Annotated in this window: 12 protein-coding genes, 1 tRNA gene and 1 riboswitch; of the genes, 1 reads left to right on the top strand and 12 read right to left on the bottom strand. The window is 28.2% G+C overall.

The genetic code is table 11. The annotated features are described in order from the left end of the window. The first annotated feature begins 83 nt into the window (after positions 1–83). Complete coding sequence (locus BN899_RS14620) at positions 84–1,079, top strand: asparaginase (protein ID WP_147568584.1); 996 nt, start codon at positions 84–86, stop codon at positions 1,077–1,079. A 46-nt stretch (positions 1,080–1,125) separates the two neighbouring features. Here BN899_RS14620 and BN899_RS14625 read toward each other — a convergent pair whose 3' ends face one another. The 12 genes from BN899_RS14625 to thiT form a co-directional block, all read right to left on the bottom strand. Then, positions 1,126–3,168 carry an ATP-dependent helicase gene (locus tag BN899_RS14625; protein WP_052356871.1) on the bottom strand — a complete coding sequence of 681 codons (2,043 nt, stop codon included), beginning with the start codon at positions 3,166–3,168 and terminating at the stop codon, positions 1,126–1,128. A gap of 172 nt (positions 3,169–3,340) precedes the next feature. After that, positions 3,341–3,646: a hypothetical protein gene (locus tag BN899_RS14630; protein WP_042276903.1), complete on the bottom strand. Its 306-nt coding sequence runs from the start codon at positions 3,644–3,646 to the stop codon at positions 3,341–3,343. Positions 3,647–3,830: 184 nt separating this feature from the next. After that, positions 3,831–5,414, bottom strand: coding sequence for a ClC family H(+)/Cl(-) exchange transporter (locus BN899_RS14635; RefSeq protein WP_042276906.1), 1,584 nt, complete (start codon positions 5,412–5,414; stop codon positions 3,831–3,833). Between the two features lie 396 nt (positions 5,415–5,810). Next, a tRNA-Ser gene (locus tag BN899_RS14640) sits at positions 5,811–5,903 on the bottom strand. Between the two features lie 140 nt (positions 5,904–6,043). Continuing rightward, on the bottom strand, positions 6,044–6,337 hold the full coding sequence (locus BN899_RS14645; RefSeq protein WP_330362569.1) for a hypothetical protein: 294 nt from the start codon (positions 6,335–6,337) through the stop codon (positions 6,044–6,046). Between the two features lie 15 nt (positions 6,338–6,352). Beyond that, entirely contained in the window at positions 6,353–6,769 is a 417-nt protein-coding gene (locus tag BN899_RS14650; protein WP_042276909.1) for a DUF3842 family protein, read from the bottom strand. 23 nt (positions 6,770–6,792) lie between these two features. After that, positions 6,793–6,984, bottom strand: coding sequence for a CooT family nickel-binding protein (locus BN899_RS14655; protein WP_042276911.1), 192 nt, complete (start codon positions 6,982–6,984; stop codon positions 6,793–6,795). Positions 6,985–7,148: 164 nt separating this feature from the next. Beyond that, a complete protein-coding gene (locus BN899_RS14660; RefSeq protein ID WP_042276914.1) occupies positions 7,149–7,964 on the bottom strand; it encodes a lipoate--protein ligase family protein in 816 nt (271 codons plus the stop codon). Positions 7,965–7,975: 11 nt separating this feature from the next. After that, positions 7,976–8,917 (bottom strand): radical SAM protein, encoded by a 942-nt coding sequence (locus BN899_RS14665; protein WP_042276915.1) that lies wholly within the window; start codon positions 8,915–8,917, stop codon positions 7,976–7,978. Continuing rightward, positions 8,914–9,780 (bottom strand): radical SAM protein, encoded by an 867-nt coding sequence (locus BN899_RS14670; protein ID WP_042276918.1) that lies wholly within the window; start codon positions 9,778–9,780, stop codon positions 8,914–8,916. The genes BN899_RS14665 and BN899_RS14670 overlap by 4 nt, the downstream gene beginning before the upstream one ends. Positions 9,781–9,783: 3 nt before the next feature. Then, positions 9,784–11,712, bottom strand: a complete 1,929-nt coding sequence (gene acsV / locus BN899_RS14675; RefSeq protein ID WP_042276920.1) for a corrinoid activation/regeneration protein AcsV — start codon at positions 11,710–11,712, stop codon at positions 9,784–9,786. Positions 11,713–11,855: 143 nt separating this feature from the next. Beyond that, positions 11,856–12,458, bottom strand: a complete 603-nt coding sequence (thiT, locus tag BN899_RS14680; protein ID WP_042276923.1) for an energy-coupled thiamine transporter ThiT — start codon at positions 12,456–12,458, stop codon at positions 11,856–11,858. A 135-nt stretch (positions 12,459–12,593) separates the two neighbouring features. Beyond that, positions 12,594–12,698: riboswitch (TPP riboswitch) on the bottom strand. Between the last annotated feature and the right edge of the window lie 37 nt (positions 12,699–12,735).

Consider the following 12,735-nt stretch of genomic DNA (forward strand, 5'->3'; position numbering starts at 1 on the left):
TTTTTTAATTTTATCCAATAGACCTATATAGGTTTTTTTTGATATAATTTATTTATTATATATTAAAATGGTAGGAGGATACTATTATGGCTAAAAAGAAAGTTGCTATAGTTTTTACTGGTGGTACTATATCTATGACTGTAGATGAAAAAGTGGGTGCTGCTATACCAACTCTATCTGGTGAGCAAATAATGTCTATGGTTACTAACATAGATAAAGTTGCAGATGTTGAAGTTCTTAATTTTGATGAAATACCTGGACCTCACATAACTCCAGAGAGAATGATGGAATTAAAAGATTATGTAAATAATTTACTTATAAGAGAAGATATATCTGGTGTAGTAATTACACATGGTACAGATAGTTTGGAAGAAACTGCTTACTTCCTAGACCTAACTATTACTAGTATAAAACCGGTTATAGTTACTGGTGCTATGAGAAGTAGTTCTGAACTTGGTTATGACGGTCCTAGTAACTTATCAGCTGCAGTTTGTACTGCTATATCTAAGGAAGCTGTTGGAAAAGGAGTTCTTATTGTTTTAAACAATGAAGTTATGCTTGCTTCTGAAGCTACTAAAACTAGCACTTTATCATTAAATACATTCCAATCTATTGGGTCTGGTCCTTTAGGTATAATCGATTGTAATGAGCTTGTTTTATATAAAAATGTATCTGATAGAACTATAATAGACACAGACAGTGTTGAATCTAAAGTTGCATTATTTAAATCTGGTGTAGGAATGGATGAAGAATTTATAAAATTTGCTACTGATAGTGGATATAAAGGAATTATAATCGAAGCTATGGGTAGAGGAAACATTCCTCCTAAAATGTACGAGGGCGTTAAATACGCTAGAGAAAATAACGTACCTGTTGTTATAGTATCTAGATGCCACTCTGGTAGAGTGTTTGATAGTTATGGATACTTAGGTTCTGGAAAAGACTTAAGAAATCTTGGATGCATATTCGGTGGAGATCTTCCAGGTCAAAAGGCTAGAATAAAGTTAATGTTAGCACTTGGAAAAACTAACGATTTAAATGAAATAAAAGACTTCTTCGAAAAAGGAATATATTACTAAAATTCAAAAGGCTTATCTTAAAATGTTTTTTAAGATAAGCCTTCTTCTATATTTTCCATATCATATTTTTAGTTAAGCATAGTTTGTAATCAAATGTTCTTTCTCCATCACTAAACTTTGCTTTAATAAGATTATTCTCTTTTTGTACTACCGTGCCTTCTTTAAATCTCTTGTGATAGATTTTATCTCCTATTGTTATATTATCCATCTCTTCTTTTGTTGGAGCCTTTATATCGTCAATAAATCTCGATTTTGATACTTTCTTTCCATACTTATTTACAGGTGAGCTTATATATAGATTTTCTTCTGCTCTTGTTATTGCTACATACATAAGTCTTCTCTCTTCTTCAATTTGCTCTGCTTTCTTTTTATCATCATCTAAGTCATACGATTTTTCATGAGGTATAGTTCCCTCATTAGCTCCTATTATATAAACATTTTTAAATTCTAGCCCTTTAGCACTATGCATCGTTGTAAATATAACACCATCCGTATTTTTATTATGCTTATTATCAACTAATTCACTTTTTACTCTTTCTATATGGTCTAGATATTCCTCTATAGTTTTAAAGTTTGTTGCAGAACTTTCTAATTCATTTAATATCTCTACTAATCCATTAGCTTTAATTTTCCTATTTGTACAGTAGTCTAATATATATCTATCATAATCTAAACTTGTCCTAATATAAGATATAGCATTTTTAGGATTTAAAGTTTTTAGATAGCTTAAATCAATTTCTAAATCATTTATCGTTTTTATTTGATTTGGCTTTAGTTCACATTTATTTATAAGTGAATTTATAAAGTCTTTCTCATCTTTTATCATATTTATACTGTCTCTTGATATATACCTAAATGGCTTGTTTATAATTCTAACCCAATCTTTATTAGAGTTAGGGTTTAGACCTATTCTTAAATAAGCTAGTATATCTTGAGATGCCCAGTGGTCATATATAGTGACTATTGCATCTTTTACAACAAAAGGTATTCTCATATCCATAAAAACATCTACCAATGCTCTTGATTGTATGTTAGTTCTATATATAACAGCAAAATCAGTATATTCAACATAATCTTTTTTTACTTCTTCTAATATATCTTTACCAATAAAAACAGCTTCTTCTTCTGAATCATCTGGCGAAATATAGTTTACTCTAGCTCCCAAACCTTGGTTGCATTTAATTACTTTTTCATATCTATTTTCATTTTTTTCTATAAGTCTATTAGCTACGTTTATAATTTCATCTTTTGATCTATAGTTTATATCTAAAAGTACCTTTTTTGTGTTTTTAAAATACTCTTCAAATTGTAGTAAGAAATCAGGTCTAGCTCCTCTAAATCCATATATACTTTGATCTTCATCCCCTACTACAAATATATTATCATTAGGATTTGATATTAATTTAAGTACTTCAAATTGAACTCTGTTTATGTCTTGAAACTCATCTACTAAAATATATCTATATACATTTCTTACCATATCTAGTGCAGATTTATTATTTTGTAGCAAATGATATGTTTTTATTAACATATCATCAAAATCTATTTTATTTATTTGATCTTTATGTTCTTCATATAAATTATAGGCTTTTATAAATTCATCACTACTTAGTAATTCTGATTTAAAATCTACTTTATCCATAAGTTCATTTTTTACATATGATATTTCATTTATAACTTGTCCTACAACTTCGTCATCTTCTCCATTTTCTACTTCTAAGCTTTTTAAAATTCCTTTTATAGCAAGCCTCTTCATTTTTTCATCAAGTATACTTTCAAGATTATATTTTTCAAAATATCTTAGTATCCTAAAAAATACTGAATGAAAAGTACCATATGTAACTTTATTCATTCTATAATCATTACTTAAGCTCAAAGCTCTATTTTTCATTTCTAAAGACGATGCCTTTGTAAAACTTATTGCCAATATACTTGTAGGCTTTATATTTTCATTTACAACCATATTAGCTATTCTATATGTTATTACTCTAGTCTTACCTGAGCCCGGTCCTGCAAGTACCATACAAGGCCCATCTATATGCTTAACAGCTTCTAGCTGATTTTCATTTAATTTATCTATACTAATCATATATTACCACCTTAAATTAGTTTCTTATCTTAGGTCACTAATTTATTATAATATATAAATCATAAAACTTATATAAAGTATCCTAAAATAAAAGCTCATATCTAATTGTAAACTAAAAAGTATACAGTGATACATAGGTATATAAGTTTTCCATAGATTTTAAAATCAACTACTATTTATCTTTATATAACTTACGTTCATATTCATCTACTAAATCTTCTAATTCCTTCAGTTCTCTTTCCATTTTCCTCTTATAGAAAAATGAACACCATGACCATGTCATATAAATTAGCGTTGGAATTGTCAATAGTGCAGTATATAGTAATTTTTCTGTCTCATTGTCTAGTATCCTTAAAACTAACCATCCTGCTGGTCCAATACATATAAGCGTTGTACATATAAGAACTATAATAGATAATTTCCTTTGTAATTTTATACTATCTTCAATAAGATTTTTGTTATATTCATCATTATGCAAAGACATCCCCCCCATTTCTCTACCTTTTTATATTTCTTTCTATTTCCAATTATTAACTAAATATAATTTTCTTAAATTTTCTATTCATATATATCATAAAAAGAGTATTAATTAAATATACAATGTATGAATGGTTAATTTTTTTGATTGAATGGTAAAAAAATAGCTAAAGATAATATTATCTTTAGCTATTTTTAGTTTTACTACTTCTAGATAGTTTTGATATATCTTCTAATACCTCTGATGATGCTGATTCATCTGTCATTACTACCATATAGTCACCAACATGTATTTTTGTATTACCTTTTGGCAGTATTTCTTTATTTCCTCTAGTAATAGATACGACTAGAGCATTTTTAGGCCAATTAATTTCTTTTATATATTTACCTTCTATAAAACTATCTAATTCTATTCCTATTTCTAATAGTGTTTTACTGCTTGTTGATATTTCTGTATTACCTTTCTCTTGCTTATGAAGTATTCTATCTAAAAGTTCTTCATATATTGGATTTGCATTTAATAAATCTGATGTTAACTGCGCTATTATTACTACCATAGCTAATGGTAATAAGTGTTCAAATGTTCCCGTCATTTCTGATATAAGTAATATTCCTGTTATTGGAGCCTTTACTGACGCTGCAAAATGACCTGCCATAGCAAGTACTACAAAGTTCATTAAGTATTCATTAGGAATTCCTAAGTAATTAACTCCAATTAATCCAACTATATTTCCTACTAACGCTCCTAATACTAGTAGTGGGAAAAATATACCTCCAGGAACTCCAGATCCAAAACTAATGAATGTAAAGATAAATTTTATAAATAAAAATATAAGCAATGTAGTTATAGTAAAATTCATTCCCTTTAAACTCATTATAAGTTCATGACCTCCACCTAATAAAATAGGTGATATAATTCCAATTAATCCTGCTAATAAAAATGGTATTATTATTTTATATTCTATTTTCATTTTACTATTTTTAAATATACTTTGAGTTTTTAAAATTCCTGTATTAAATATTACTCCACTTATACCTACCATAACCCCTAGAAAAATTAATACCCAATAATATTTTAGAGGCATGATAGCTAGTTTTGAAAATTCAAGAGATGGTATTATACCAAAAAATCCTTTTGATATAAAATCAGCGCTTAAAGATGCTACCATTGCAGAAAGTAAAACAAGCGGTGAAAAGTTCTTATGTGCTTCTTCTAATGCAAACATAACTCCTGATAATGGCGCGTTAAATGCTGCTGATAACCCTGCACTTGCTCCACTTGTTATTAAATATTTTTCCTCATAGTCAAGCTTATTTAGCTTACTAGATACGCCTTGACCTATACAAGCTCCCATTTGAACTGATGGACCTTCTCTACCTACAGATAGTCCTGCACCCAAACAAGCAACCCCACCAATAAATTTATATGTTAAAACTCTTAGCCAGTTCATATTCAATTTCCTAATAAGTGTTCCTTCAACTTGAGGAATACCACTACCACTTATCATTGGCTCTTTCTTTGATAACTTAGCTACAAAATATCCAAGTATCGCAAGTATTAAAAATACAAATGGTATACTGTATACATGAGATTTCGCAAATTTATATAAACTCATAAATAATTTCCCTAATTCACTTGCTAAAAATCTATTTAATACTATTACTAGTCCCACTAGTATTCCTACGATTAATGAATCTATAACTATTCTATATTTAAGATTTTTTACTTTATTTAGTATATTAAATGTACTATTTTTAATGTGTATCATTTTTAAATTCCCTCACTTGCTCTATAATTATATATATTTTTGCATGAAGAATTTGTTAAATTACAGAAAAAATATAGTTTTATTAATAAAAATCTATTTTTTATATAATTTAAATTTAACCTCTGAACAGAATACATATTATATAATTCCTATATATATTCTAATGGTATCTAATTCTTCTTATTGTTTGCTTACTCTTACCTCATTTAAATCCCTCCTAATATAATAATATGCTTATATTATACACTATATTAAAGATTAAATATATTGCTTACAAAAATGTTCGATATAGTCTCTTATAATTAAACCATTGTCACTGTTATAAATATTACGGATTTTTATTGAAATTTAATTCCAATCACATAAAAAAGACTATCCATAATAGATAGTCTTTACTGGCGGAGAAGGAGGGATTCGAACCCTCGCACCGGTTTAATCCAGCCTAATCCCTTAGCAGGGGATCCTCTTGAGCCGCTTGAGTACTTCTCCGTATTAACTTATAAATATATAATATAATATTTTTTTAATAAGGTCAACCTTATTTCATAAATTTGTATATTTTTATTTTATATATAAATTAAAACATAGAATATGATATAAGTTATTTATATCATATTCTATATTTAACATTACATATGTTTTTTTGCTTCTATTAACATCTCATTAGCTTTTTGCATATATTCTATAGCTTTTTCTATATGGCTAGCTGTTTCTTCTTTGCCTATTTCTCTAGCCTTTTCCACCCATTCTCTAAATCCTTCTTCATGAGTTTCATTATGGTTTACCCAGTGAAGTAATAGTATTTTTAAAGTTTTCTCATCTTTATTTTCAACCTCAGCTCCACGAGTATGAGTATGTTCATGGCAATGATCGTGATCATGGTCATGACCGTGGTGATATCTTACAACATCTTTACTAAACATTATTTTAATCCCCCATTATTTTATATTAAATTCCTTTTTTATAACCTTAACTGCATCTTTTATAAGTAAGGCTAATGGCTTATTTTCTAATCCTACTAATTCAATATTTTCAGGCATTATTGGAAGTAATATTTTTAAAGCTTCACTATCAACTATAGCTTCACTTATTTTACAAGTTACTTCTCCCATCATAGAATTTGGCATAGCCATAGATATTGGCGATACTACTATATTTGCCTTTTTTACAGATGTCACAATTGCATTTTCACCTGTTGCCCCTTTATTGGCATGAGCCTTCATCATTGCACTAGTTGCAATAGAATTTGTACCTAGTGCATATATATCTATATATGTAGGTAGTTCGTCTCTAAGATTGGATACTATCTGAGACCCTATTCCTCCACCCATTCCATCTATAACTGCTATTATCATATGTTTATCCCCTAATACCTCTTTTAGTTATTTTCTTTTATTATTATTTTATGGTCCATTAATCTTATTTCTTTTATTTCACCATCTATTATCTTTTGTTCCCCTAATAAATCTGTTAAATAAACTTTACCTTCATATGGATCTACACTTACTACATTATCCATTACTCTTTCTAACTTTTCATTTTTTAAAACATAAGCTGCTGATTCACACATATAAATCCCTCCCCAAAATGATTTCTTATTTAAACCAAAAAAGGTCTCTTCAGGTATTTCAATACACCGAAGAAACCTTCATGATTTCAAAATTTATATTATATTTTACTATATTTTACTATATTTTGAGTATAGCACTTTATTTTATATAAAGTCAATTAATTTTATCTCTTTTTATTGTGTTCATCTGATCTGTATTTTTCATACAACTTATCTGTTAAGCTGATTTCATATTCACTTAATTCTTCTTCTAAAAATTCTACATTTAAGTGAGTTCCCATAGCCTTTATTAAATTTTCTTCTAATTCGTTTATATCTACTTTTAATTTAGATTCATTTTCTATTCCACTAGCTTTTCTAGATGTAAATCTAATTAATCTCTCTTTTTTATCCTGATTTTCCATTTTTATTAATTCAAATAATTTATCTACATCAAAATCTAACACTATAGATCCATGTTGAAGTATTACACCATGTTTTCTACTTTGTGCACTTCCTACTACCTTTTTCTTATTCATTGTTATTTCGTAAGAAGCATGAGCATTAAAACATGCTGCTGATAAATTATCTCTTCCTATTCTTTCTCCCGTACTTAAATTATCAGTATGTATATTACATAGATTTAGACCTTTTACTAACCCTTCACTTATAAATTTATAAGATAAGTTTATACTTTTATCCATTAATGGATTGTCTTCACCCACAATAACACTATAAGTTAGTTCATCTTCATGAAGAACTGCTCTTCCACCAGTAATCCTTCTAACACAGTCTACATTTAATTTTTTACAAGCTTCTAAGTCTATTTCATCTTCAAGCTTTTGGAAATACCCTATAGTTAAACATGCTGGTTCCCAAGTATAAAATCTTAATGTAGGTTTTACTTTTCCCTCTTTATAAGCAATTGTAATAGCCTCATCAATTGCCATATTCATAGCACCATTATATGTTTTATTTCTTATTACTCTCCACTGATTCATAAAATTCTCCCCTAAGCTAAATTTAGTTCTTTTACAGCCAATTTTATCTCCTCTTCATTTAAACTTCTTGAGTAATTATAAATAGTACTTCCTGGTCTTTCATTATAATAAGGTCTATTGCAATTTTTACAACCTCTTATTTCAAAAGGATAGCCTTCGTTTATATCATCTTTTATAGCCTCATCTAATTCAATATGAGTTAAATATCCATTTTCAAACTTAAAACACTCATTACTATATCCTCTATCTATCATATAAGTCATAAGTTGAACCCTTCTGTAACTTTCAATATTTGGTTGGCTTATGCTTTCCATTTTAGTCCCTTTTACAGGTGTAAATGCAAATAAACTTACAGTTACTTTATTATCTCTTAAATATGTATATAGATCATGTATATCTTTATGAGTTTCACCTAATCCAACTATAATATGAGTGCTTATTTTGCCCTCATATTTTCTAGACATATTAGTTATCAATTCTAACTTTTCTTTATAGTTATTTCCTTTAATATTTTCATAAAGCTCTTTGTTACAAGCATCTATTGCTATTCCTATTTTATCTACTCCACATTTGAAGAACTTTTCTATATCTTTATCAGATTCAAGTTTTGCAGATAATGAGATTGGGAAGTTAATTTCATCTTTTATGAAAGATATAAATTCTTCAACTTCCATATGAGCTTCATCACTATACATTGACTGAATACATATCCTCTTTATATATTTTCCTTTATATGACTTTAAAGCACTTAGTATTTCTTCTTTTGAATACTCTGGCCAAATAACTCTTGATAATTTATCTTTTCTTGTACTACTTTCTGCCGATTGAGAACAAAATGCGCATTTATTACTGCACTTATCTCCAATCATTATATAAGCCGTTGTAGGAGGTATTAAACTAGCTTTATTCAATAATCCAAGCTCTATAGCACTACCTAAAGATAATCTAATCATAATACACAACACTCCTTACCCTCTAATATAGTCATATTAAGTTTAATTGCTTTATTTTTAGCCTCTCTTGATGGAAGAACTATTTTATTGACTCCACACATTAAGGCTAAGCTATCTAATTCTTTTCTATATATTCCTCTAGGTCTCATGCAACCTAAGTTTATCTGTGTATTTGGCATTTGAATTCTTGCCTCGCAAAGTACATCACAAACTTTATCTAAATTAGGAGGACTTACATTTTCATACTCTGTATTTTTTGTTGGTATTAAAACTATGAATGTTAATTTCTTTGGAGGGTTTTTAGCTAGATAATTTATGATTTCATATTCTCCTTTTACTATACCACCTTTTAATCCTATACATATATGTGGTGATACTTCAGCATTTTCTTTTATTATTTCATATGCATTTATATAATCTTTTTTATCTTTATCTATTTTATATACTTCTCTTATTGTATCTTTATCAAATACTAAGTCAAAAGAAACTACATCTAAGTATTTACATACATTTTCTATGCTTTCTTTGTCCATAAGGCCTAAATGGGCATTTAGTTTGTATCCTTCTTCTTTTAGCTTCTTTAATGTTTCTATATGATTATTTATAGGCACATCTCCTTCAAAGCTACATCCACCGCTTAATAAAAAGCTACTTACATTTTTACCTTTTAATTTAGTTTTATATTCATCTATAGGTGTCATATTCTTTAGATAATAACCATTGCAATGAGCACAACTTAGTTTACAGCTGTCATTAGTTGTACTAATAGCTAATGTTTCATTTGGATATGCAAATTCTATTTTATCTCCAAAGTTTTCTTTTTTTATATTAAATGCCTTATTCATTTTATCTGCTAAGTTCATAGTCTAATCCTCCAGTAATTTTTTAACTGTTGGGAATTGTTCTATATTCGTATGTGGTAAAAAACATGCTGAAATAAATTCATCCATGTATGTTGGATAAACACTTAATTCAACATAAGTCATTTCATCTCCTATATCACTTAGCTTTTTCTTTGCGTCTTTACTTATGAGTGCTAAATATGAACCTACTAAAGAACTATTTCCTATATATTCAAACTTCTCCCTTTCTATATCTGGAAGTAATCCTATAAGAATTGAATTTTCTATGTTTAAATTATTTCCTATTCCACCAGCTATATAGACTTTGTCTATTATACTAAAGTCCATGCCTAAACTTTCTATAAGAGTGGCTGCACCTGAATATATTGCACCTTTAGCTCTAACAAAGTTATCTATATCAACTTCAGTTACTGTTATATCATTTTCTAAATTGTATTCTCCTTTAAATGCTAATACATATTCTCCTATTTCGTGTTCATTAAATCTAATTCTATCATTATTTATATCTCTATGTATTTTACCTCTTCTATCAATAACACCTTTAAGTAGCATCTGGCAAATTAAATCTATTATGCCTGAACCACATATCCCGAAAGGCTCACATTCACCTATTATTGATAATGTTGGTTTTAACGTATTTTTATCTATACTAACTTTATCTATGGCACCATTTGATGCTCTCATTCCACAACTTATACCTCCACCTTCAAATGCAGGTCCAGCAGAACAAGCACAGCTCATCATATAATCTTTATTTCCAAATACTATTTCTCCATTAGTTCCTAAATCTATAAATAGTACATTTTCTTCACTTGACCATATCCCTGCTGATAATACACCCGCTGTAATATCTCCTCCAACATAACTAGCTACAGATGGAGCAAGATAAACATAAGCACTATGGTTTATGTTTAGACGTACATCTTCTCCCATAAGCCTTGGTGATTTTAAAAATGGTGGAATATATGGTTCTTGTCTTAAATAGTCTGTATATACCCCTAAGAACAAGCTAGACATAGTTGTATTTCCTGCTACTACAAGAGAAACTACATTATCCTTACTTATATTATTTTTTATGTATATAGATTCTAATAATGGATTTATAGTTTCATCTATTATAGCTTTATTTAATTCTTCTAATCCATTTTTCTTCGTTGAATATATTATTCTATTTATAACATCTGCTCCATATTTTATCTGAGCATTACCTGATGATGCTTTATCTACTACTTCCTTAGTATATAAATCAACTAAACAAACTACTACAGATGTTGTTCCTATATCAATTGCTACCCCATATAGTTGGTTTTGAGTATTGCCTTTTTCTATATTTATTACTGTTATTTTATTTTTCTTTTTAATGTAACTTATTGTTACCTTAAAATCACTTTCTCTAAATACTATCGGCATTTTTCTAAGTAAGTCTAACTTAAAATCTATTTCATTAAATCCTAAATGATTTCTAACATGTCTTTCTAATCTATCTACATCACTTATATTATCATCTAGATTTGGCTCTTCCATCTCTATATATGTTTTTTCTATATTAGTTTTAAAATCTAAATTATGAGTCTCTATTATATTCTTAGCTCTATCAAATATTTCTTTATCTTTCTTTTTATCACTACCTTCTATTTTCATACCATGCATAGATGATGATAATTTAGAAGGGACTTCTATTTCTATATCATCAATTACTTTAGTATTGCAAGCTAATATGTATCCTTGTTCCCATTCCTCATCTTTTATGTGTATTGTCTTTTCGCTATCAACATTCCCTTTTAATAACTTTACTTTACACTTTCCACAAGACACATTTCCCCCACATGGAGCATCTATAAATATATCAGCATTCCTTGCAACCTCTAATAAATTATCACCTTTATTACAATAAACTTCTTTATTATGTGATTTAAAAATTACTTTTATCATAACTCTCCCCCCAATGTGCTTATCTAATATAAGTTTAGCACACTTTAAGTATGAATATTGTATTCTAACTAGGTAAAAAATTAAGAATGCCGTTTTAATAAAATTTAATTAAAATGGCATTCTTAATCTTGAATCTATATTTTTTAGTTGTTAAAAATTTTCAACTCTTTAGCAAATCTTTTTAGTGGTAATATTGCTATTACTATGGTACTTAATAACCCTTCTATCCCTAAACTTGAAAAGTTATATACTAGAGAGTAAACAAATACATTCATACCTTCTGGCGCATATTCTGGAAAATATATACACCCAGAAAGTACACTTATAAATGTACTTAAAAATACTGCTAACAAACATCCCATTATTATTTTATATTTCTTATCACGTCCAAATATCCCTGCCGTACCTAATAGCATAGATGCTATCATGTAATCAAGTATAAATTGAGCTGGATGTATAACGTACGCTCCCTCTAATAATCTAAGTAGACCAAATATTAACCCTCCTGTAAGACCTATGGTTTTTCCATATAAAATTGAAAGTAACATAGTTGGTAACATTGAAAGTAAATTTATTCCTCCACCTTGAGGATATTTTATTAATTGTATCATACTAAGAATTAATGAAATCCCACTAAACAAGGCTATTGTAACTATCATTTTAGTAGTTAACTTTTCTTTTCTTAAATCGTTTATATACAGTGCAAAAAACACTATACTAGCTAATATTATTATTAAATGTATCATTTTCTGTCTCCTTTTTAATAATTAAAATTCGTTTAAGTTTAACGCTCAAAATAAAAAAAGCTATATTCCAACAAAGGAATATAGCTTCTTATAATCTACATATAAAAATACATCTACTTGTACTTTTATAAATATAAACATATTTATAAGCTTTCCTACGCTGGTATTATCCAGATCAGGTACAAGGGTTAATGAATAAAAATTCATCTCTCAGCCTTTAAGGCACCCCTAGCTGATATTCTATTTATACCCTAATTGTAACTTAAGTTAACCCATT

This window comes from Faecalimicrobium dakarense (assembly GCF_000499525.1).
Lineage (GTDB): Bacteria > Bacillota > Clostridia > Peptostreptococcales > Peptostreptococcaceae > Faecalimicrobium > Faecalimicrobium dakarense.